General features: G+C 36.3%; 21 protein-coding genes and 1 pseudogene. 3 read left to right on the forward strand and 19 right to left on the reverse strand.

Going from position 1 to position 23,723, the window contains the following annotated elements; genetic code table 11:
• Nucleotides 1–36: 36 nt before the first annotated feature.
• The 4 genes from FJR04_RS16955 to FJR04_RS16970 all read right to left on the reverse strand — a co-directional run bounded on the left by FJR04_RS16955 (nucleotide 37) and on the right by FJR04_RS16970 (nucleotide 3,514).
• Nucleotides 37–528, reverse strand: a complete 492-nt coding sequence (locus FJR04_RS16955) for a hypothetical protein (RefSeq protein WP_168496871.1) — start codon at nucleotides 526–528, stop codon at nucleotides 37–39.
• Between the two features lie 107 nt (nucleotides 529–635).
• Entirely contained in the window at nucleotides 636–1,358 is a 723-nt protein-coding gene (locus tag FJR04_RS16960; protein WP_168496873.1) for a rubrerythrin family protein, read from the reverse strand.
• A 312-nt stretch (nucleotides 1,359–1,670) separates the two neighbouring features.
• Nucleotides 1,671–2,747, reverse strand: a complete 1,077-nt coding sequence (locus tag FJR04_RS16965; RefSeq protein ID WP_168496875.1) for an alkene reductase — start codon at nucleotides 2,745–2,747, stop codon at nucleotides 1,671–1,673.
• 50 nt (nucleotides 2,748–2,797) lie between these two features.
• Entirely contained in the window at nucleotides 2,798–3,514 is a 717-nt protein-coding gene (locus FJR04_RS16970; protein WP_168496876.1) for a pirin family protein, read from the reverse strand.
• A gap of 157 nt (nucleotides 3,515–3,671) precedes the next feature.
• On the opposite strand from FJR04_RS16970, the gene FJR04_RS16975 reads away from it, so the two are divergent.
• Together FJR04_RS16975 and FJR04_RS16980 are read left to right on the forward strand one after the other, a co-directional pair.
• Nucleotides 3,672–4,076, forward strand: a complete 405-nt coding sequence (locus tag FJR04_RS16975) for a thiol-disulfide oxidoreductase DCC family protein (protein ID WP_168496879.1) — start codon at nucleotides 3,672–3,674, stop codon at nucleotides 4,074–4,076.
• A 92-nt stretch (nucleotides 4,077–4,168) separates the two neighbouring features.
• Nucleotides 4,169–5,902, forward strand: a complete 1,734-nt coding sequence (locus tag FJR04_RS16980; RefSeq protein ID WP_168496881.1) for a ShlB/FhaC/HecB family hemolysin secretion/activation protein — start codon at nucleotides 4,169–4,171, stop codon at nucleotides 5,900–5,902.
• A 41-nt stretch (nucleotides 5,903–5,943) separates the two neighbouring features.
• Here FJR04_RS16980 and pgsA read toward each other — a convergent pair whose 3' ends face one another.
• The 7 genes and pseudogenes from pgsA to FJR04_RS26665 all read right to left on the reverse strand — a co-directional run.
• Nucleotides 5,944–6,456 (reverse strand): CDP-diacylglycerol--glycerol-3-phosphate 3-phosphatidyltransferase, encoded by a 513-nt coding sequence (pgsA, locus tag FJR04_RS16985; RefSeq protein WP_168496883.1) that lies wholly within the window; start codon nucleotides 6,454–6,456, stop codon nucleotides 5,944–5,946.
• A 173-nt stretch (nucleotides 6,457–6,629) separates the two neighbouring features.
• Nucleotides 6,630–7,217 (reverse strand): hypothetical protein, encoded by a 588-nt coding sequence (locus tag FJR04_RS16990; protein WP_168496885.1) that lies wholly within the window; start codon nucleotides 7,215–7,217, stop codon nucleotides 6,630–6,632.
• The gene (locus FJR04_RS16995) at nucleotides 7,217–8,452 is read right to left on the reverse strand and encodes a glycoside hydrolase family 10 protein (protein ID WP_168496887.1); all 1,236 of its coding nucleotides are present in this window, start codon (nucleotides 8,450–8,452) and stop codon (nucleotides 7,217–7,219) included. Before FJR04_RS16995 ends, FJR04_RS16990 begins: the two co-directional genes overlap by 1 nt.
• A gap of 345 nt (nucleotides 8,453–8,797) precedes the next feature.
• Entirely contained in the window at nucleotides 8,798–10,276 is a 1,479-nt protein-coding gene (gene glcD / locus FJR04_RS17000) for a glycolate oxidase subunit GlcD (protein WP_168496889.1), read from the reverse strand.
• 105 nt (nucleotides 10,277–10,381) lie between these two features.
• Nucleotides 10,382–11,893 carry a cryptochrome/photolyase family protein gene (locus FJR04_RS17005; protein WP_168496891.1) on the reverse strand — a complete coding sequence of 504 codons (1,512 nt, stop codon included), beginning with the start codon at nucleotides 11,891–11,893 and terminating at the stop codon, nucleotides 10,382–10,384.
• A gap of 25 nt (nucleotides 11,894–11,918) precedes the next feature.
• Nucleotides 11,919–12,173: a TIGR03643 family protein gene (locus FJR04_RS17010; protein ID WP_168496893.1), complete on the reverse strand. Its 255-nt coding sequence runs from the start codon at nucleotides 12,171–12,173 to the stop codon at nucleotides 11,919–11,921.
• A gap of 325 nt (nucleotides 12,174–12,498) precedes the next feature.
• Nucleotides 12,499–12,603, reverse strand: a pseudogene (locus FJR04_RS26665) (PEP-CTERM sorting domain-containing protein); the annotation flags it as partial.
• Between the two features lie 999 nt (nucleotides 12,604–13,602).
• Here FJR04_RS26665 and FJR04_RS17020 point away from each other — a divergent pair.
• Nucleotides 13,603–14,418 (forward strand): SirB1 family protein, encoded by an 816-nt coding sequence (locus FJR04_RS17020; RefSeq protein WP_168496897.1) that lies wholly within the window; start codon nucleotides 13,603–13,605, stop codon nucleotides 14,416–14,418.
• A 17-nt stretch (nucleotides 14,419–14,435) separates the two neighbouring features.
• Here FJR04_RS17020 and FJR04_RS17025 read toward each other — a convergent pair whose 3' ends face one another.
• The 8 genes from FJR04_RS17025 to FJR04_RS17060 all read right to left on the reverse strand — a co-directional run bounded on the left by FJR04_RS17025 (nucleotide 14,436) and on the right by FJR04_RS17060 (nucleotide 23,387).
• The gene (locus tag FJR04_RS17025; RefSeq protein WP_168496899.1) at nucleotides 14,436–14,882 is read right to left on the reverse strand and encodes an SRPBCC family protein; all 447 of its coding nucleotides are present in this window, start codon (nucleotides 14,880–14,882) and stop codon (nucleotides 14,436–14,438) included.
• A complete protein-coding gene (locus FJR04_RS17030; RefSeq protein WP_168496901.1) occupies nucleotides 14,879–16,312 on the reverse strand; it encodes a GTP-binding protein in 1,434 nt (477 codons plus the stop codon). Before FJR04_RS17030 ends, FJR04_RS17025 begins: the two co-directional genes overlap by 4 nt.
• A gap of 277 nt (nucleotides 16,313–16,589) precedes the next feature.
• A complete protein-coding gene (locus tag FJR04_RS17035) occupies nucleotides 16,590–17,348 on the reverse strand; it encodes an ABC transporter ATP-binding protein (RefSeq protein WP_168496903.1) in 759 nt (252 codons plus the stop codon).
• 30 nt (nucleotides 17,349–17,378) lie between these two features.
• Nucleotides 17,379–18,596, reverse strand: coding sequence for an ABC transporter permease (locus FJR04_RS17040; protein WP_168496905.1), 1,218 nt, complete (start codon nucleotides 18,594–18,596; stop codon nucleotides 17,379–17,381).
• 123 nt (nucleotides 18,597–18,719) lie between these two features.
• Nucleotides 18,720–20,180, reverse strand: coding sequence for an efflux RND transporter periplasmic adaptor subunit (locus FJR04_RS17045; RefSeq protein ID WP_168496907.1), 1,461 nt, complete (start codon nucleotides 20,178–20,180; stop codon nucleotides 18,720–18,722).
• A gap of 346 nt (nucleotides 20,181–20,526) precedes the next feature.
• Nucleotides 20,527–21,120, reverse strand: coding sequence for a TetR/AcrR family transcriptional regulator (locus FJR04_RS17050; RefSeq protein ID WP_168496909.1), 594 nt, complete (start codon nucleotides 21,118–21,120; stop codon nucleotides 20,527–20,529).
• 132 nt (nucleotides 21,121–21,252) lie between these two features.
• The gene (locus FJR04_RS17055) at nucleotides 21,253–22,386 is read right to left on the reverse strand and encodes a mechanosensitive ion channel family protein (RefSeq protein ID WP_168496911.1); all 1,134 of its coding nucleotides are present in this window, start codon (nucleotides 22,384–22,386) and stop codon (nucleotides 21,253–21,255) included.
• 17 nt (nucleotides 22,387–22,403) lie between these two features.
• Entirely contained in the window at nucleotides 22,404–23,387 is a 984-nt protein-coding gene (locus FJR04_RS17060; protein WP_168496913.1) for a mechanosensitive ion channel family protein, read from the reverse strand.
• Between the last annotated feature and the right edge of the window lie 336 nt (nucleotides 23,388–23,723).

A 23,723-nucleotide genomic window follows, 5' to 3' on the forward strand; every position in this document is an offset into this window, starting at 1 on the left:
TACAAGTCACTCAAATCATCATCATAATTATTAATTTCATGAATTGTCTTTTAGAAATGTAATATGATCAACCATTTGCTGTTTACAACTAAATAGTGTGGTTTCATAATAAGTTAACCGCTGGGATTTACCGGAATTTAGAACTATCACAATCCAGTAAAACTGATTATCTATTTGGACATTTTTACCGAATCGGGTTTTAACGTTAAAAGTAGAATTACGAGATTTAATCAATACCGTTTCAATTTCATCTAGAGGGAATTCCAGCACTCCATGAGAAAATGAATTTCGTTGTTTTAAAGTAATACAACGCAATGAGGAATTAAAATTACAGGTTAGCACTTCATGACAATTATCAATATCTAACCATAAAAGACTAATTAATAGACCTGTTAATAAACAAAAACAAGCCGATACCCAATCACCAGAAAGAATGAAGAGTATAGCCATGAGAGGAGCAATAGAATGATATAGTATATTTTGTAGAGAATACTCTTCTAGTCTGTATATTTTTTTTATTTTTGGCATATTAACTCCAGAAATCCCCCTTCCATATTTTATACATTATAGGGGAAGAGGGATTAACTTTTAATTTGGATGATCAGGATGGTTAAAATGCCCACCCTATAAGAGTTTTACTTGTTTTGAGCAACAACTTTTTCTTCTAGGGGTTTAAAAGTCTTTTTAGTAGCACCGCAAATAGGACAACTCCAATCATCAGGAATATCTGCAAACGCTGTACCAGGTGCAATCCCTGAATCTGGATCACCAGTAACAGGATCATAAATCATGCTGCATTGTCTACAAATCCATTTTTGAGTTTGAGGATTTTCACCTGCAACTCTAGTTACTGCTTCTCCACCATTTAATACTTCTAAGGCTTCAGTGTAGCGATCTGCGTGATAATTTTCAATGAATTTGAGTAACCCAAAACGGTGGGCGGCAGAGCGAAATGTGTTAGCGTGATCACTAGATTCTTGAGCTTGTTTGAGAAATTCTTCCGCTGCGGGATGATCTCGATCGCTTTCGGCAGCAGCAGCAAATTCAGGATACATTGTAGTGTATTCATAGGTTTCCCCTTCTATCGCTAAAGATAAACAGCGAGAGATTATTTCCCGTTTTTGTTCTTCAGTTAAAACTGCGGCATCTTTAACTACAAGTTCTGGATGTAATAACTCAAAATGTGCAAAAGCGTGTTCAGTTTCTTGATCTGCTGTTTCTTTAAAAAGCTTCGCTAAATCAGAAAAACCTAGTTTACGTGCTACTGCTGCAAAAAACAAGTATTTACGATTTGCCATGGATTCGCCACCAAAGGCAGATTCTAAATTTTGTAGTGTAGTAAAATTTGATAAATCCATAATTTGTGACTGCCGATGAGAGGTTATTGCCTAATATTAAAACACAGACTTTAAGGTTTGGTTAAATAAGCCAAAAATTCGAGTATTGGATAAATTCTGATACAATGCTATAAATCATAAATGACAGTTGAAAATTGTTAAGTAGTATAGGTAATACCAATCGTGGTAAGGTTTTGGTGGGCATTGCCCATCCTACGGTTTTTTTCAAAAATCAAATATTAGTCATATAGTGATTAGCACATTTTAAATTATCCAGATTTTTTAATTATTTCAGGATAATTATCAACCAGATTTTATGCAGTTTTGATGAAATTATAAGCTGGGGTAATCAGTATACCCTTGGGAATCAGTTGCATACATGGTTTTGGGATCTATTTGATTTAATGGGGCGTTAATTTCTAAGCGTTTTGGTAAATCTGGATTAGCTATAAATAGTTTACCAAAAGATACTAAATCAGCATTATTACTACTAAGAATTTGATCACCTGTGCTGCGATCATAACCACCATTAGTAATCAAAGTACCTTGAAATATTTGCCGGAAATAAGGTGTGAGGTTTTTCATAACATCACGGTTTGCTAAATCAACTTCGTTTGCTTCCATGAGGTGAAGATAAGCTAAATCAAAGGAATTAAGGGCATTGATAATATAGCTAAATGTTGCTTGGGGATTTGAGTCTTGCATTCCGTAAAATGTATTACTTGGTGAAAGCTTAATACCCACACGGTTTTCACCCCAAATACTAGCCACAGCATCTACTACTTCTAAAAGAAAGCGACTGCGATTTTCAATTGAACCACCATATTTATCACTACGTTGATTAGAACCATCTTGTAAAAATTGATCAATTAAATAACCGAAAGCACCATGCAGTTCAACACCATCAAAACCAACTTCTAAGGCATTTTTGGCAGCTTGGCGAAATTCCTCAACGATTGCAGTAATTTCCTCTGTTGCTAAAGCTCTGGGTGTTTCTAGAGATACTTTGCCAATAGATGAATGTAGAGAACCAATACCAGCGATCGCACTCGGAGCAACAGGCAATTCTCCACCTAGCAAGGATGGATGAGAAACCCTGCCAGAATGCCATAATTGCAGAAAAATTCTGCCTCCTTCGGCATGGACAGCATCTGTTACTAACCGCCATCCGTCCATTTGTTCTTCTGTGTAAATTCCCGGACAGTTGAGGTATCCTACGCTCAAAGGTGAAACCATTGTGCATTCTGTGACTATTAAACCAGCAGTGGCACGTTGAGCGTAATAAGTTGCCATTAAAGAATTTGGGATATTGTTAATAGCTCGTAACCGAGTCATTGGTGCCATAACAATTCGATTAGGCAGAGGATAATTTCCCAATTTAACAGGTGTGAAAAGATTGATATTATTCATTACTTAAATCTCCAATTTTAGATGCAAAAATTAAATTGATAGTCAGAATACTAACCTAAATCAAACAGTAATATTTCTGCTGTTGAATTACTGCTAATTATTAATTTTTCTTCTCCAGTAATTTCTACTCCATCTCCTGCTTGCAATTCATGGTGATTGAAATTTACTTCTCCTTTGGCTATTTGTAACCAAGCATAACGATTATTGGGAAGATGATAATTAATAACATCTCCTTCTACTAAATTGGCCACATATAAAGATACATCTTGGTGAATAGTTACAGCCCCATCACGTCCATCTTCCGCTGCAATTAAACGTAGTTTTCCCTGCTTTTCTGTCAGTGGAAAAGCTTTTTGTTCATATCTAGGTTTTATGCCTTGCTGATTTGGTAAAATCCAGATTTGTAATAAGTGTAATTCTTCAGTTTGTGAGGGGTTAAATTCACTGTGCATAATGCCAGAACCTGCACTCATAACTTGTGCTTCACCAGGAAGAATTACCGAACCTGTACCTAAACTATCTTTATGTTCGACTGCACCTGATAAAACGTAAGTGAGAATTTCCATATCTTTATGTCCATGGGTAGGAAATCCTGCACCAGCAGCAATGCGATCATCATTAATAACTCGTAAAGAACGAAATCCCATCCGTTTTGGATCATAGAAATGACTAAAGGAAAATGTATGATAACTATTTAACCAGTCAATTTGACTATGAAATCGGGAATCTCCATGGTGAATCACATAATTAATTGTAGTTTGAGACATGATTTTACCTTTTTATTAAAAATACGTGGGATTGAGGAATTGCGAAACTGGAAGTAGTTTTTTAACTTTTTATATAGTAAAGTATGTACAGATAAATTAACAAGTACGCACTGAAAAGTAAGATACTTACCAAAAGGATACTATAGGGGCTAATTTTATGAATTACTATGTAATCTATGATGGCAACTGCAATCTTTGTGTGACTTTAGTGCAGTTGTTGGAAACTTTAGATCAAGGAAAACTTTTTCGCTACGTTCCCATGCAAGATGAGCAGACATTATCCCAATGGGAAATTACTTCTACAGATTGTCAACAGGGAATGATGTTAATTGATGGTAATGACATGGAAAGACGCTGGCAAGGTAGTAATGCGGCTGAGGAAATTGGGCGATTATTACCGCTGGGAAGTGTATTTGTAGAGGCTTATCGGGCGTTACCGGGGATGAAATGGGCAGGAGATAGATTTTATGAACAAATTCGGGATAACCGCTATAGGTTGTTTGGTAAGCGATCGCTAACCTATGAATCAGTATACTGTGTAGATGATAGTTGTAAAAATTGACAATAGCTATTCAAAATTGGCAGTCCTTGATAGAGTATTGAGGACTGCTAAATGTATCAATTGATAATTCATAGCTGTATAGTAATCTAATTATGAAACTTCCTACTTTCCTGCAAATAGCTTGTAAAATCAGTTTTTGCGGGTTTTCGGCTTTGGGTATAGTTTTGGTTACTTTTGTATATTCTAGTCTTGCTCAAGCGCCAAATCCTGGCGGAGATTCCAACCAAGATAGATTTCCTCAGTCTCTACCGATACCAGCACCTCTAGAACCAGAACAACAACCCCCTCTTCAACCTAGTCCGACTCCAGAATCTTCAGAACCTACTAATGATCAAACTATTCAAGTTCAGAAAATTGAAGTTGTCGGTAATACCCTCTTTCAATCAGCAGCATTAAACCCGATTATTCAACCCGTAGAAGGACGGGCTGTGACTTTTGCGGAACTACAAAAAGTTGTTGATGCTATTACCCAATTGTATTTAAATCAGGGTTACATTACATCTAGGGCGGTATTGGTAGATCAAAAAGTTACCGATGGAATTGTGAAAATTCAGGTAATTGAAGGTAGTTTAGAAAAAATTGAAATTCAAGGAACTAAGCGTTTAAATCCTAATTATGTGCGATCGCGCATAGCTTTGGGAACTGGTAAACCTCTCTCTACAGCTAAATTAGAAGAGCAATTAAAGATATTACGCACAGATCCTCTCCTCTCTAATGTAGAAGCCAGTTTGCAGCCGGGAACTGGTGTCGGTCAAAGTATTTTAATGGTGCGCGTCACAGAAGCTAACCCTTTTGATGCCAATGTCAGCATTGATAATTATTCTCCTCCTAGTGTAGGTTCAGAAAGATTGGGTTTGAGTGCTACCCATCGTAATTTGACGGGGATGGGTGATGAATTAGGGATTGCCTATTATTTCACTACTAAAGGAGCTGCCAATATTTATGATTTTACCTATAAAGTCCCGCTGAATGCGATGAATGGGACTTTGCAATTGCGGACTTCTATTAATAATAATCAAGTCATTGAACCGAGATTTAAAGCTTTAAATATTCGCGGAGAATCTGAACTATATGAAATTAGTTATAGACAGCCATTAGTGCGATCGCTCCGAGAAGAATTTGCCCTATTTGCCGGTTTTAGTTATCAAGATGGTCAAACCTTTACTTTTGCCGGTCCCACACCTTTTGGTTTTGGTCCAGATACTCAAGGTAATAGTCGGACTCGTGTCTTGAAATTCGGTCAAGATTATGTGCGAAGAGATACTAAAGGTGCTTGGGCTATGCGATCGCTCTTTAGTTTAGGTACAGGTCTATTTGATGCCACAAGCAACCCTAATCCCGTTCCTGATGGTCGCTTTTTTAGTTGGTTAGCACAAGTCCAGCGAGTCCAACGCCTTAGCGCGGATAATCTCTTAATTGCTCAAGCCGAAATCCAACTGACTCCCAATGCTTTATTACCATCCCAGCAATATATCATCGGTGGCGGTCAATCTGTGCGCGGTTATCGGCAAAATGCTCGCGCTGGTGACAACGGTATCAAATTTTCTTTAGAGGACAGAATCACAGTCCAAAAAGACGCATCTGGTAATCCTATGTTACAAGTCATGCCTTTTGTTGATTTAGGATACATTTGGAATGTAGATAACAATCCCAATCTATTACAGTCTCAAAAGTTTTTAGCAGGTACAGGACTAGGAATATTATTTCAACCCATTCCGAACCTGAATTTGAGAATAGATTATGGTATTCCCCTGATTAACCTCAAAGATAGGGGAACAAATGCTCAAGATGATGGTTTATATTTCAGCGCCAATTATCGGTTTTAATCTCCATTGAATAGATCCCCGACTTCGGGGATCTAGATAATTTACTCACTGACTTTTTGAGGAATTAAATAAATTATTCCGGAAATAATTGTTAATGCTACAGATACCCAAAAGGCAATTAAAATAGGAGTTTGCCAAATTGGTGATAAAGGGGCAATAAGTAGAGATATAGCCACGATTTGACTGATGGTTTTCAGTTTACCCCAAATATTTGCGCCAGTGATAGTAGTTTGATTAACTCGCCAACCAGCGATCGCTAATTCCCGTGCTAAAATTACAAACACTGCCCAAGCGGGAATTTTTCCTAATTCTACTAATACTAATAATGGTGCAAGTACCAATAATTTATCAACCAAAGGATCGAGAAATTTACCTAATTCACTAATTTGGTTCAGCTTTCTGGCTAAATATCCATCTAACCAATCAGTTAATGCTGCAATTAAAAATATAGTCAAACAAATCCATCTAGCTTCATTTGTAGGATTATATAACCCATAAAGTAGAAAAGGTATTCCTAAAAGTCGAGAGAAAGTAATCCAATTAGGTATAGTCATCACAATTTAAAATCAAAAACCAAAGATAATTATATAGCACTATGTAATTGAATACAGCAGGAGTCAGGAAGTAGGGGCGCAGGGCCTGCGCCCATTCAGGAGTATGGTTTACACCACGCTGCGCTATCAGAAAGAAGCATATTTTCCTCTTCTCCTCCCAATCACCAAGTTTATTATAAATCTTTAATAATTCTTTTAGCAGCAACTCCTGTTAATAATGCCACCAATAACCAAGTAATAGCTAATCCCACAATTTCCCCGAAAAATAAATTAGTAATGTGGCGTAAAAATAAGCCTATAGATGAACCCATAGGTATAGCTACCATCCAACTCACAATATTTACAAATACCCATTTCCAACCGCTAGGAAATGAGGGCGGTATAGCTAACCACCATTGTGATATACCAATTAATAAACCACCAATTCCACCAGTAATAATTCCGCCTAAAATCCGCATAGGGAAAAAATTAGCACTAGCAACAGTCCAACCCAAAACACCAATATCAATTCCCGCAATAATCACCCAAGCAAGAATAGTAGATAATATCCATTTTACAGGTGTAATGGTTTTTCTGAGGAGATAACTTTGGGGGAGAGCGATCGCTAAACTACCCATAGCAGCTTCTAGAATCCCCATATCTGGTTGTTCACTAATTTCAACCATCAATAAACTACATACAAACCCCAATAAAGTTGCAAAAATCCATTGACAGGTAAAATCTATAGTTCTGTATTTAACTTTCACAGATGATAATTGCATTATAACTTCTTTAAATTTAATGGTCTGAGAGCTTTAGTATTAAACATCTTTAAAAAAGCTTGACGACGCTGATAAGGTGATTCAGGCGTAATATAACCCCATAAACTTTCCCAATAGAAAAAAGTGAAACCCGCAAAATCTCGATTGCGGACTATTTCTATCTGTTCCTGAACTTTAGTAATATCCACAGGTTTTGATAAAGTCCCCGTTGATATCCCAATACTTACAGGAATTTTATTCATAGCCAATTGAATAGCAGGTTTTGATATTTCTGTAATAAAAGATTTTTTATCAGTCCGATATACTTGTAAAATTAACTCATCTAGCAAATCTTGTTTGATCCAATTTTCCCAATCTTGTAAATAATATTTATAAGCAAAATATTGTGAATTAGGAGAAAGAGATATTTTGGCATAGGGCTTAATTTTCTTCACAGACTTAGATATACTTGTCATAAACGCAGTAATTTTATCTGCCCTCCAGCGCATCCATTTTTCATCAAAAGGATTAGTAGGCGGTTTTTTTCCTTGATGTTCTTTTTGATAAAGTTGCACAGTAAAAGTATCATAACCAAACTGTACAGGCATTCCAAAATGATCATCAATTTGAATTCCATCTACATTATAATTTTTAACAACTTCTAAAATTAAACCTTGAATAAAATTCTGGACTTGAGGATGCAAAGGATTTAACCAAGATTGTTGAGAAGTCCCATTATTAATATCTTCTATCAAATTTTCCGAGATAGACTCTATACCCTTTTGGCCAATAGTCAACCATTCTGGATGTGCTTTAGCTAAAGCAGAGTTACGGGGAGTCATTAACCCATATTCAAACCAAGGAATGATCGTCAAATCTTTACTTCTAGCTAATGTGACTAACTTTGTTAAAAAATCATTTTTTCTATGCACAAAATTGAGCAAAGGTTGACTATCTGAACCTGTAACACTTTTCGCTAAAGGACTTTTATAAAAAGTGTAACCCCTATTCCAAACTACTGGATAAATAGTATTAAAATTGAGTGCTTTTAATTGATTTATTGCCCGTTCAATTCCCCAAGGCACATAAAACACACCACTAGCAACATTAGTCAGCCACACACCACGAATTTCCGTAGTTACAGGTTGAGAATTTTGAGTATAATTAGGACTTGCAGAAAATGGAAATATTGTTAAACTGATTACAAATCCTAAACCTAGAAAATACCCAAAAAATCGCCGTAATACACAATTCATTTCTTCAATAAACTAAGTTGCTAATATCCATATAACTACAAAATCCCAATTTCTTGTAGGGATTACATAAAGATATAAATATTTTTTGATAAAACACTGAAAATGGCACAAAAATGGCGTTGCTGAATTAGGGTATGAAATTCAAAAATCAATGATTTCAAACTCTTACTCTCTGTAGACTCTGCGCCTCTGCGTGAAACAAAATCATACTCTTAATCAGCAACACCAAATTTTGTAAGTAGGTGAACAGAAAAATTTAAAGAATTGCCCAAAACTTTCTTCCTGTTCCCTATTCCCTATTCCCTATTCCCTGTTCCCTGTTCCCTTGCCCCAACGACAATTAACTTAAAATCTTTCCACACCAGGGAAACTCTGAATAGATGCCTTAGCAGCTTCTCCACAAGTCCGTGGTGTGGGAAAAATCTTGCCAGGATTTGCTAAACCTTGGGGATTAAAAACCTGTCTTACCCATTGCATAGTTTCCAAATCAGCTTCACTAAACATATCCGGCATATAGCATTTTTTATCAGCACCAATACCATGTTCACCGGAAATGCTACCACCAACTTTTACACATAGTTTCAGGATCTCTCCACCCAATTCTTCTACTTTTTCCAATTCTCCATGTATAGAATTATCAAATAAAATTAGTGGATGTAGATTACCATCACCAGCATGAAAAACATTAGCAATTGAATAACCATATTTTTGACTTAACCTCTCAATTTCCTTAAGTACATAAGTTAACTGAGTGCGAGGAATTACCCCATCTTGTACATAATAATCTGGACTGATATGCCCCGCTGCTGCAAAAGCTGCTTTTCTACCTTTCCATAATTTTAATCTAGTTTCTGGGTCACTAGCAGTAGTTACATTTCGCGCCCCATTTTGTTTACAAATTTCTGTTACCCGCTGTTTATTGGCAGAAACTTCTATATCTAAACCATCAATTTCTACTAACAAAATTGCCGTAGCATCACGGGGATAACAATTAGTAGCAACTACATCTTCTACAGCATTAATACTAATATTATCCATCATTTCCATGCCACCGGGAATAATCCCCGCACTGATAATATCAGAAACAGTAGCTGCCGCAGCTTCTACACTGGTAAAATCTGCTAATAATACACAAATTGATTCAGCACTTTTGAGAATTTTTAAAGTGATTTCTGTAGCAATTCCTAATGTTCCTTCTGAACCGACAAATACACCTGTTAAATCATATCCTGGTGTTTCGGGAATTTGTCCCCCGACATTAACAATTGAACCATCAGGAAGCACAAGTTTTAAACCTAAAACATGGTTAGTGGTGACACCATATTTTAAACAATGTACTCCTCCTGAATTTTCGGCAATATTACCACCAATTGAACAGATAATTTGACTAGAAGGATCAGGTGCAAAGTAAAAACCAGCACCGCTAACGGCTTGAGTTACCCAACTATTAATGACTCCAGGTTGAACAACAGCCCGCTGATTTTCTAAATCAATGCTAAGGATTTGTCGCATTAAGGAAGTAACAATTAAAACGGAATTTTCTGATGGTAAAGCACCACCTGATAAACCTGTGCCAGAACCTCTAGCAATGAAGGGAACGGAGTATTGATTACAAATTTTGACAACTTCTGCTACTTGTTCTGTTGTTCGGGGTAATACTGCGACTGGGGGACGTTGACGATAGCTGGTTAAGCCGTCACATTCATAAGTTAGGAGTTCTTCTTTGCGTTGAACTACTCCTTTTTCTCCGAGGACAGCAACAAATTTTTTGATAATGGGTTTCCAGTTGATTTGTTTTTGATCTTTTTTATCTTGGGTAAGCATCGGTTTTTTTATTAGTGGTTATGGAAGTTGTTTTTTTTCACGCCCAGACGCAGAGGCGCAAAGAGTAGGAAGAGGATTAGTCTCCAGACTGGGAACAAGAAACGCTTATTTGGTATGAGAATTATGAATATTCCACCAGTTTTGAGTTTGTTGATGAATAGATTGTAATTCTTCTGAAGACATTTTATCTAGATGTTTTAAAATAAAGCTAATTCGTCCTTGCATTTGGAGTTTTTCTCGATGTCTGTTCAGGAAATCCCAGTAGAAGAAATTGAATGGACAAGCATTTTCCCCTGTGCGTTCTTTATGGTTATAAACACAGCTTTTACAATAGTCACTCATCTTATTTATATAGTTAGCAGAAGCGGCATAGGGTTTAGAGGCTAATACTCCTCCATCTGCAAATAAACCCATACCAATTACGTTTGTCTGCATTACCCAATCATAAGCATCAATAAATACTGCATGAAACCAATTTTCTACAGCTTGTGGTGAAATTCCCGCAATCAAAGCAAAGTTACTTAATACCATGAGGCGTTGGATATGATGGGCGTAACCTGTGTTTTTTATCTGGGTGATAATTTGGTGTAAACAATTCATTTTGGTTTCACCTGTCCAGAAAAATTCCGGTAATGGTTGTGTGTGGTTAAACCAATTTTTATCTGCATACTCTGCATCAACCAAATGATAGATACCATACATATATTCTCGCCAACCTAATACTTGACGAATAAACCCTTCTACACTATTTAAGGGTAGTTGATGTTGTTTATATGCGGTTTCGGCTGCTTGAATTACTTCTAGAGGTTGGAGTAATCCAATATTCAAGTAAGGAGAAATTAATGCGTGCCACATTGTTTCTTCTCCAGTTATCATTGCATCTTGGTAAGTACCAAAATGTGGTAAACGATGTTGAATAAACCAGTCTAATACTTGAAGTGCTTCTTGACGATTTACTCCCCAATAAAAAGGTTCTATTTCTCCATAAGTTAAACAGAAAAGAGAGTTAACTTTATCTATTACATCAAGTGTAATTGCATCTGGTACAAACCACTTTGCTGGGGGTGTATGTAATTTTCCTTTGGGTGGTTGGCGATTTTCTTTATCTAAATTCCACTGTCCCCCAATTGGTTTTTTGTCTGCCATTAAAATTTGGAAACGTCGTCTTCCTTCTCGATAAAAATCTTCCATTAATAGGCGTTTACGACCTTTTGCCCAATCTGTAAATTCTTCTGTATTCCAAAGAAACTGATTGTTAGGAATTAAGGTGATTTGACAAGGTAGTTGTAAATTTTGAATTATCTGGGTGAATGGCCTATCATTGGGTATCATTACCCGTAATTCGGTAATTTTATTAATTTGCACCCATTCTTGTAGTGATGTTTGAAACTCTGTAGCTATTTTGTATGTGACTGAATATTTGAGTTGTGCTAATTCTGCCGCAAAATGACGCATTGCTGACCAAATTAACACTAATTTTTGCCGATGATATGGTCTAATTTGGATATGATGCAATGATTCGATGAAAATTACAGGTGTATTTGCCTGATGATGATAGCTTTTTAAGGCTGCTTGTTGTAGCGAGAGTTGATCGCCTAATATCCAAATTCCAATCATAGATAATTTTATATTTTGGGTGAATTTATGTTTTCTGATTTTGGGATTTAAATCTACCTGCAATAAATTCTCTTTTTTCTAAATGTTTGGTTTTGCGTTTAGTAACTCTTTCTCTCCACATTTGGAAGCTGGATGATTTCATTTCCCTTCTCATGAGGGCAATTACTTGTTTTTCTAAGAGTCCAAATTGTTTTTCTATCACATCAAATGGTGTTCTATCTTCCCAGGCCATTTCTATAATGCGATCTATGGTTTCGGAATCTAAGTTGGGTAGTTTCATACTTTCAGGATTTAAATAAAAATGTCAAAATTATAGATATGTATTTATCATCCTATATTATAGTGATTTTATTTTCTCTTGTTCCTATGTTCTGGGTGGGAACAGATATGGGAGGTAGAACCTCTAGGACAGTATTCCTAGTCTCCAGACTGAGAATGAAAAAGGATTTTCCCTGATCTACTTGAAGCTGGTAATGGGTAATTGGTGAGAAAATCGCTGTTTTTATCCTGTTCATCCTTCAATCCTGAATATCCTGATTCTGACAAAAATGCCATGTCTGGTGTTGACATGGCAAAGGTTGAATTATATTTAATTGTTAATTAATTTAAGCTTTAACTGCGGATACTTGTTTGCGTTTGCGAAGTGAGGTAATACCGAAAGCACCTAAGCCTAAGATACCGATAAGAGAAGCGGGTTCGGGAACAGATTTAGCTCCGATGGTTAAATTGTCAATTGTAATATACCCAGATGTAGTTGAGAGTCCATTTTGAAGACCAACATAAAGTGTTTTAATGCTTTTTTCAGAGGTAAGACCCCAAAAATTTTGGTTTGCAAGGGAGAAGTCTTGAGTGCTATTATCTCCAAAGGTGACATGAGCAAAGTAATCTGTGCTACGTGTAATATCAAAGCCTGCACCAAAAACCCCTAGTGCATTACCTATTGTTGTTTGGGTGAAGTCTAGTAAAAAAGAACCGTTACATCCAGCACAGTAACCGTGATTATTAGCTGATTGCTCCCATACAATGTTCAGGTTATTAAATCCAGTGGATTGGTATTTGGTTTGACCTAATACATTGCTCATAGAAGCATCGCTATTAATAAATTGGTAGGCAGGATTTTCATAATCATCAACAATGAATGTACTTAAGTCATTTTCAAACGCAGTCCGATTATTAAATAACGTTGTGGCTTTAGCTGCCTCCATTGTTCCTACTGCACCTAGAGCGATAACTGCTGATCCTGCGGTAGCCATTGATAACTTTGTCAATACATTTACGATAGTCATAATATTATTCCCTGGTAAGCGAGTTTTTGTTGCCTTCAATGCTTCTCATATTAAGACTGGTTTTTAATCCCTGTAAAGCCTTTTTCAGTAACTTCACAGAAAATTCACTGAGAGAAAAAGCTACTATTTTCGGGGGGGGGGGGGTAGCGTTAAATACTTATGCAGCAAGGCTTTCAAACATATTAAGTAGTAAATTTAACTGATGTCGATATATAAAGTTTTTGTGAGGCTAATAAAAATACCATTTTTTATGATGTGGAGTATCAGTAACTTCTCTAGTTCTGAGTGGGAAAGCATATACAGAGGTGCTGTGTCTATGATATGGAAGGAAATAAAACATTTCCAAGTCCTCTGAATGCTTTAAAATAAGAGTAAGTACAAGAAACTCTGTACTGTTCTCCAGTCGCTTCATCCTTATTGCTTATGAACATCTCGTCAGCACGACAGTATTTTTACCAGGAGATTCAACAACCTGACGAGTATATTAACCTAGCCAGAGCAGCTTTGTATATTGCCCAGGAAGAGTATCCTGATATTGATACGGAAGAGTATCTTAATGCTATTGATACAATGGCACTGGAGTTAGATGAACGGTTGCCATCTTCACGGTATCCGCTGCGGGTTATTCAAAGTATTAATCAATATTTATACGAGGAATTGGGTTTTCATGGTAATAAAATTGATTATTATGATCCCCGGAATAGTTTTTTAAATGATGTAATTGAACGGAAAATGGGGATTCCCATTAGTTTGGCTTTAGTTTATATGGAGGTGGCTAAACGGATTGATTTTCCGATGGTGGGGGTGGGAATGCCGGGACATTTCCTAATTCGTCCAGATGTTGAAGATATAGGAATTTTTGTGGATGCTTTTAATGGTGGTGAGGTGATGTTTACCCAAGACTGTCAAGAAAGACTTTCACAAATTTATCAACACTCTGTAACTCTAAAACCTGAGTTTTTAGCGGTTGTGAGTAATCGGCAATTTTTGGCACGAATGTTGACGAATTTGAAGTATATTTATCTTCAGCAGCAAGATTTGGAGAGGAGTCTGGGAACAGTAGAACGGATTTTGATGTTGTTTCCCGAAGCCAGTTTAGAATTGAGAGATAGAGGTTTGCTATATTACCAACTTGGGCAATTTTCCCAAGCGGTGGAGGATCTACAAATTTATTTAGTCAAAGTTCCTAATGCTAAAGATGCAGATGTAATTCGTCAATTACTGGCTAAGTTGAATTAGTGATTTTTGGGTAATAACTATGATGTTTCTGCTATTCTTTTGAGACGACTGAGTTGGGCTTCCATATCAGCTTTTGTCCAAGTTGCTGCAAAGGTGTTAAAACCCCAACTAACTAAAGGGTTAGGAATTTGGAACTCGAAACGGTTGAGTAATAATGTTCCATTGGCAATTGGTTGACATTCCCAGCGATCGCTTCCTTGGAAAAATCCCTGGAATCCCCATACTACCAAACCTGGTTGTCTTTCTACAACTACTGTGTTTAAGGTCGGTTTTAGTCCGGGAATTTGGATAATAAATCGGCTTTGACTACCGATATCTGTACTCCATGTTTCCCCTACAGGTTCACAACGCAGCACAGGGTTAAGCCAACGGTGCATGAGGGTTAAGTCGGTAAAACAGCTTTCTACTACTGTTGCTGGGGCATTAATACTAATTGTTTGTTCTAAGATTTGGGCGGATTTCATAATTGTTTTCTCAATTTAACTTTAGTCATTAATTCATCTTTAATCCGGTTTAAAATTGAAGTTTCATCTAATGTTGATAAAATTCGACTAACTACTGCTTTTGGTCCATCTGGTCCCCAATTTGCCCCATTTGCTAAATAAGTTTTGGTGACTTGTCCAATACCATAAGATGATACACCAGCTACTCCCGCTTGAGTAATAGCTATGGATAAATAGGGTCCAATTGTCATGCCTGCGGTTGCTGTTGCAGAGATACCCAGTAAGGTTTTTAAACCACTTAAACCCAAGTTTGCTAATAATTCACTAGCACCAATACCACCCATACTCAAGGCGATTTTTTGGAGTAATTGAACAGCACCGGCTTCTGTCATGGGGATACCGTAAAGTTTAGATAAGCCTAAAATTAAAGCAATATCAATAATTACGGCGCTTAATATATCAACTACAGTCACAGGATTGAGAGCGATCGCTAATGCTTTAGTTATTACTGCTTTCCAAATTAACTGATTGGCGTTTTCTTCCCTAATTATCAGTTTTCGTTGTACCAATTGTTCATTCACGTTATCAGCATAAAGCATAGTATTTAAAGCCACTAATGCTTTACCTTCACGTTGCAGAATTTCCAAAATTTTCAGCTTTAATTCTTCAACTTGCGATTTGCCTTTTTGCAATTTTATACCTCTTGTTCCATCTGGATTTTGTACCGCAATTTTGACCAGTGGAGAAGCTGCGGCCATGACAATTTCTGATGGTGAAAGTAATTCTCTTACCCGATCATCTCGAATTTTTTTGTAAATTACTTGTCTGTCTGTTTCGGGATATTGGTCAACTTTATTAAATACTAAAATTATCGGTTTACCTACTTCTCGCAACTGAGATAAAGCCATTTGTTCAATTTTAGTCATATCTCCAGAAATCACAAAGAGAATTAGATCGGCTTGTTTAGCAATTTGTTCAGCTAAAGCTGCGCGGGTTTCACCGTCTACTTCGTCTAATCCAGGAGTATCAATTAATTCTACTTGGGATTGGCCATTGCTTGGTAATGTGGCTTTTAAAGTTCCTAAAGCTTCTTTGCTAATACTCCAATTAACTGTTTGAGCATCACGAGTAACACCATGTAGGGGACCTGTAATAAAGACTTCTTGACCGACTAAAGCATTGAGAAGGGAAGATTTACCACGTCCTACCATTCCAAAAGCTGCAATTTGAACTACCATACTTTCTAGTTTATCTAGCATGGTTTCTAAGTCGTTAATTTCCGTTTCTAAACCTGATTTTTCCGCAGGGGAAAGATCCAGATTATTAACTAAGTTTTTCAGTGCAGTTTTGGCTTGTTTATAGTTAAGTTCGGCTTGAATATCGTCAAAGGTAAAAATGGCGTTGTCTAGTTCTTCTTCCCAGTTGGGGATAGGTTCAGGTATTGTATTCATTTTAGGTGATTGGTAATTGGGAGGAGAAGAAAAAAATGTCCTTCTTTCTTCATCATGACTTACGTACAAGTTAGGAAAGAACGAACCACGAAGGAACGAAGAACACGAAGAAAAGAGGGTTTCAGAGAGATTTTGCGTAAGTCCTATTCATTCTTCTTTCTGATAGCGCAGCGTGGCGTAAGCCATACTCCTATAAGGGCGAAGCATTCGGGTGATAAATTATCCATTTTTTGTCTAAGGCCATTTTCCGAATGCTTCGCCCCTACGACTCCTGCGATCATACTAATTGGTGTAATTCATTGGGAGTAAGATGAGAATGAACAACTTCACCATCACGAAACCAAACAATCCGTTTAGTTTGACGCGCAACTTCTGATTCATGGGTGACGATCACAACGGTGATACCGCTGCTATTTAGTTCACTAAATAAGTCTAATACTTCTTGAGTAGTGTGAGAATCGAGTGCGCCGGTGGGTTCATCTGCGAGGAGAACAACAGGCTGGTTGACAATAGCGCGAGCGATCGCTACTCTTTGTTGTTGTCCACCTGATAATTGAGTAGGTTTGTTATGGAGACGATTTTCTAAACCAACTTTGATTAATGCAGATGTGGCTCGTTCTTTTCTTTCACTAATTTTCACACCAGCATATACCATTGGTAACATCACATTTTCTAAAGCTGTCAATTGGTTTAATAAATGGAATTGTTGAAAAACAAATCCTAGTTTTTTATTCCGAATATGCGCCAATTCTGTATCACTCATTTGAGCGACATTCAAATTATCTAAATAATAATTTCCATTAGTAGGACGATCTAAACAACCAATAATATTCATGGCTGTTGATTTACCTGAACCAGAAGGACCCATAATTGAACAATATTCACCTTGTTCTATCACTAAATTGACTTGATTGAGTGCCTTTACTTCTGTTTCCCCAATCCCATAAACTTTGAAAATATCTTCTAAACGAATAATTCCTGATTCTGGTGTAGAAAGGGGAATATTTGCATCATTAAAAGTCAGAGTATTAGCCATAAATATTGATTGCCTTTTTTAAATTAAAAATTACGCTGTTCTCAGTGCTACCATGGGATCAAGTTGAGCCGCACGACGAGCCGGAACAACACCAAAAAATAAACCAATACTCCCAGAAACACTAGCAGCTAATATGACCGCAGAAGGAGATATACCAGCTTGTAAAGGTGTAACCATACTAATTAAAATCACACTTCCACCACCTAAAGCAATTCCCAATATACCACCAGCAATTGAGAGAATCACTGCTTCAATCATGAATTGAATTAAGATGTCTTGTTGAGTTGCACCAATGGCTTTTCTGAGTCCAATTTCTTGGGTACGTTCAGTAACAGAAACGAGCATAATATTCATGATTCCAATTCCACCAACTAATAGGGAAATACCGGCAATGGCAGCTAACATTAAAGTTAAGCCATTTGTAATCGTGCTAATAATATCTAAAATGTTTTTCTGAGTCCGAATTGTAAAATCATCTTCCTGGGTAATCTTGTGACGTAATCGCAATAAATTGGTAAGTTGAAATTCTGCCGCTCTAATGCTATTTTCATCTTTAGCAGATACAGAAATCAAAGATAAATCAATCCCATAGGGAGATGTTCTCCCCACAATACGACCGGACATAGTAGTAATGGGAATAAAGGCAATATCATCATTGTTATTTCCTAAAAATGTCCCTTTAGCTACGGTTAAACCAATCACTTCAAAACTAACATTTTTAATGCGGATATTTTGACCAATGGGACTTTGATTACCAAACAGTTTTCTTGCTAATTCTGGACCTAATACCACCACTGGTAAACTACGTTTAATATCTAATTCATTGAAAAATCTTCCTTTTTCTATTTCAACACTCCGCACAGCGAGATAATTAGGAGTAGTCCCAATAATGGAACTACTAGAGTTTTTGTTGCGGTAGGTAATAGTAGTTCTGGTATTAATTTCTGGAGCAACATCTTTAATAGCACGAACTTGTTTAGCTATAGCTTTAGCATCTTCTAAAACTAAAGTTTTGGGTATCTCTATGACTCGGTTACGACTTTCTGGACTACCAGGAATGATAAATAGTAAATTAGGTCCCAAAGATTCAAATTGTTCAGTAGCTAATTTTTGCGCTCCTTCTCCAATCCCAATCATGGCAATAACTGAAGCATTACCGATGATAATTCCTAACATTGTTAAACTACTTCTCAGCTTATTAGCTAATAAAGTAGTAGTTGCCATTTTTACACTTTCTAAAATATCCATAATTTTGTTAAATGTGAAATTTACAATTCAATTCCTAATTCCTCTTTTAATTCAGCCAATGTCTGAGTCCATTCTCAAGACAGAAATAAAAGTTTAACATTTTCATGCAATCTTCATAAATTACTATTGCGATGGTTTACGCCCCTTCTCTTTAGGTAGTTCAATAAATACCCTTTCTCCAGCTTTTAAACCATCTAAAACCTGAATTTGACTATCAATATTTGCCCCAATTTTCACCGGACGAAATTCTGGTTTATTCTGAGTATCTGCCACCCAAACACCTGTTTTTCCTGATTGGGTAACAATCACCTCTTGGGGAATTAACAAAGCATTATCAACAGTATCACCAATAAAAGTGACTTCACTAACATTCATTCCTGAACGTAATTTATCTTTGCCTGTATTCAAATTCACTCGTACTTGAAAAGATGTCACATTTTGATCTACTACAGCTTCAGGAGCAATCAAACGCACAGTACCTTGAAACACTTCATCTGGATAAGCATCAACAATAATTTCTACTTTTTGTCCTTGTTTAATTTGGGATATATCTACTTCAGGAACATTAGCTAAAACTTCTAAACCTTTAGCTAAAGCGACTATCGAAGTTGAGGTAGCAGAAGCATTACTAGAAGCGGAAATTGCTGGACTTACATATCCTCCTAATGTGGCATATCTCTGGGTAATAATTCCCGAAAAAGGAGCGCGAATAATTGTATCTTCTAATTGTACTTGTTGTTGTTGTAATTGAGCCGCTGCTGCAACTACCGCTGCTTTGAATCTGGCAATTTCTTCGGGACGATTACCATTTTCTAATTTTCGTAATCCTTCCCGTTCTTGATTAACTATTGCTTGTTGCCTTTGAATATCTTCGGTGCGGTTGCCAATTTGCAATAAAGATAATCGTTTTTGAGCTTCTTGCAAATTAGCTTTTGCTTTTCTATCTTCACTGATATATTGTTCTAAAGTATCTTGGGAAATAGCGCCTTCTTTGGCCAAATCTTGATTACGTTTTAACCTCGATTGAGTTAGTTCTACAGAAGCTTTTGCTGAGTCTACTTGAGCCTGTGCTTGTTGAATTTCCTGTAAACGATTTCCATCACGGGCGATCGCTAATTGTGCCTGTGCTTGGGCTACACGGGCTTTAGCTTGGGCAATATCTTCGGGACGAGTTCCAGCTTGACTTTCCGCTAACTGTGCCTTTGTCTGTTCTAAGTTAGCTTTGTATTGGAGAATTCGCATTCTAATTTCCGAATTATCCATACGCGCAATAATTTGTCCTTTTTCTACAGTTTCTCCTTGTTCAACTTTTAAATCTGCTAAAAGTCCTGGACTTTTAGGACTAATATTCACACTTTCAACCGGTTGTACTTTTCCACTAGCAGTAATTCTCACGGTGACGCTTTGTGCTGCCACAGGAACAGTCAATTTACTAATATCTGGCGGTTTATTTCTTTCTTGTATGGTTTTGATAGTGGTTGTTGTTCCCACGATTAAGACACCACTAGCGATTAAACCCATTAACCAACGCAATGGATATTTAACTTTTTTGCGAATTAAGGGAATTTCTATGTAGAACGTCATATTATTTGGCAGCAATTACTAAAATTGAAGGTTGTTAATTGTTTTGGAATTGAAGATGCAAAAATACTATTTGTAAAAGTCATAAAATTAATACATTCTTGAGTATTAACTTTCATTGATACTAACAATTAAATCTAGGATGAGCCATCACCTGATTGGGTGAATATATAGCAATTCTCATTTTAGTGAGGTACAAGAAGTAAAAAATTAACCGCAGATGTAAGAGGATAAACGCAGATAAACGCAGATGAATATGTAATAATTACCAATCAAATAGCACCACCAATAAAATGTAAGTAATCACTTATTAATCCTTGAAAAAAAAGGTTAAGGTGAAGTTGTACAATTAATCTTGAATGGGTGCAATTCCTTGCCAAACAATATCTACGAGATTCTGGACAAAGATTGTTTCTTCGGTTTTGATAAATTCTCCGGGGTGCATTTGCTCTAAAAAAACATAGTTCATTAATGATCCTAACAATATCATAGCAATAGTCTGAGGGTCGCTAGGGCGCAAACGTCCTTGTTCTATTTCTTTTGCTAGGAAGTTAGTAAATACTTTGACCTCGCGGATAGGTTTTGATTTGATTATACTTGCCGTTTCTGGAAGTAGATTACCGCACGCTTTTAACATCATCAATCGTGGCATCACTTGACGATGAAACTCTAAGGTTTGTAGACACAAATTAATGAGGTTTTCTCTGAGATTCCCTTTTCCAGATAAAGAATCCAGTTCTTCCACCCAAGGGGGTCTTTCCGCAATTCCCATTGACGCAAAAAATAGTTTTTCTTTGGTTGAAAAGCGTTTAAAAATAGATGCTTCCGAAATTCCAGCTTTTTGGGCAATTTCTAAGGTTGAAGCCCCAAATCCTTGTTGCAGAAATATTTCCCGGGCTGCATCTAAAATTTGCTCATTAGTGATTTTTGTTGTGCGTGCCATAAATAAGTGTGTAGTCACTTATTAATTTAACAGTTGTTAATTGTCTTGTCAAGAACAAGAACCAGGAATTTTACAGATTTTTGCAAATTAGTCAAAGCGGATTTGGCTGTGCTAACTCTCTCATTTATGCAATTAAATTGTCATCGGTGACTCAACATAAAGAGTTGGTTCTTTCATGGTAAATTCTATGCCGTAACTAAGCAACTTTTTAGAAATATGTTCATTGGCTAATTCCAATAACCGCTTACGAAAATCAATTGAATTTTCATGAGAACCCAAAATAAAGAAACTCACCCTAGCGCGAACTCCTGATTTATCTTCTTGGGGAAATAAGTTAATTTTGGTACTGTTAGGATCAATTCCAAATAAAGTATTGGTACTTTCCTTGATCACTTTTTCTAGTAATGCTTCTTCAGCTTTTTCTAGGAAGCGAGCAAAATCAAGATAAAGTAAAACCATTAACTTTTTACCTCTGGTGATATTTTCAATATCAACTTTGGCCATAACTGAATTAGGAACAATTACCAAGGTACTTTTTGCAGCAGTTCTTAGTTTTGTAGAACGTAAACCAATAGATTCTATGCGAGCAAATAATATCCCTTGAGAACTTAAATTGACACGAATGTATTCTCCAGGAACAAAAGGACGATCTAGATATAAAACAATTGTGCCAAATATTTGTTCTAAAGTGCTTTGAGCAGCAAAAGCAACAGCTATACCCCCAATACCCAAACCGGCAATTAAACCTATTAAGTTGATATTTTGACTCTGGGCAAATGCTAAAGCGGCTATAAACCCAATCATGATATTAAAAACAGTTTCCGAAACCAGTAGTAATTCGTCAATTTCTAACCCTACTTTGCGAATTAACTCAATGCCATAGACGCGCAGAACTTGACGAAACAAGCGAGATACTAAAGCTGCAAAACTGCTAATTACTGCTAAATTTAGAAAAAATTTCAGGAATAGATAAAAGCCTGAATATTGTTGCAGTAAATTTGTAGATACAGAAATAAGAACGAAAGTACCTGTAATTTTCAGGAGGTTTTCTAGAGGATCAATTAAGCTTTCATAAATCTTGACTATTGTCTGGGGTGTAAATTTATGAACAACTATTTTTAACAACCCAGGAGTATATTTACCAACTAACAAAGAGATGAGAAAAAAGAAACAGAAAATTCCTAAATTTATTCCTAATAAAATCAGAAATTTGCGTGTTTCTTCATCTATTGACAACCAAGTTTGAATATCAACTAAAATCTGCATTTTATGTACTTACTTGTTTAAATTGTGATGGGTGCATCAATATTAACTGGTTCATCTGCAACATCAAAATCAATACCAAATCCTTGAAGCTGCATAGTAATATTTTGTTTAGCTATGTCTAGTAATTGATGACGTATATCCATACCTATTTCACCAGCACCGAGAATAAAAAAGCTAATTTGTGCCTGAGTAGTATTATTTTTTTCTTTGTGGTATATATCTTTAAAATTCACTTCTGTATTCCGGGAATCTATGCCAAATAAATCTTTGCTACTTTCTAAGATCACTTGACGAATTAAAGCTTTTTCGTTGTCATTAATTTCTTGATAGAATTTCAAATAAATTAAGGAAACAACTTTTTTGCCGCCGGTAAAATTTTCGATACTTAATTGTATGAGGGAATCATTGGGAACTATAGTTAAAGTTCCTTTACCGGAATTTCTAATTTTTGTAGAACGTAAACCTATTGATTCTACTCTACCAAATGTCCCATCAGGTAAACCAATATAATCATCAACCACAAAAGGTCTATCAATATAAATTACAATTCCACCTAATAACTGTTGCAAGGTTTGTTTAGCTGCAAATGCTAATGCAACTCCACCGATTCCTAAACTCGTTACTAAACCTAAAAGATTGATTTGATGAGTCTGGGCAAAAATGCAGAAGATGATTATAGAAATGAGACCTTTGGCGATAATATTAGATACTATTAATATTTCACCATTCATTTTTTGCTTAATAGCTGACTCTAGCAAGTAATAATTGAAGAATTTATCAAATAGTCGAGAGGTTAAGACACCTACGACAATGGCTATTGATAAACCCAGGGGAATTTCTATATATTTAAGCCAACTTTTTTGTAGAACGATTAATAAGAAAATATCACTAATGCTCAATAAACAAGTAAATATTAGCCATTTTTGGTAAGGTGTAATAATTTGTTCATAAATTTTCTGTAATTGAGGTGAGAAAAACTGAGTAATGATTGATTCATTCATGTTTTGCTAACTTACAGAGACAATAAATTAAGAAGCCATTGAAAATGTCATCTCGTATGACACTATATACTATTCTCTATAACTTTTGCTCAACGGATTTTAATATTGGGCGATTATAAATCGCTACTACACAAACAAAGTCCACCTCCGTGGACTCATGAAAATTAAGGGTTTTGTCTGTTTATTTGTGATTTCCAGTCGTTAAGGGACTTCCAAGAAATAAATTATCTAGAGTAACGTTAGCGTAGCGTGCGTGCAGCGCATACCGCAGAGGCGCAGAGGAATAAGGGTTTGAGTGGTCACTGAGCTTGCAATGCCCTGAGCGAAGCCGAAGGG

This window comes from Anabaena sp. UHCC 0204, from assembly GCF_009711975.1.
Taxonomy (GTDB): Bacteria; Cyanobacteriota; Cyanobacteriia; order Cyanobacteriales; family Nostocaceae; genus Dolichospermum.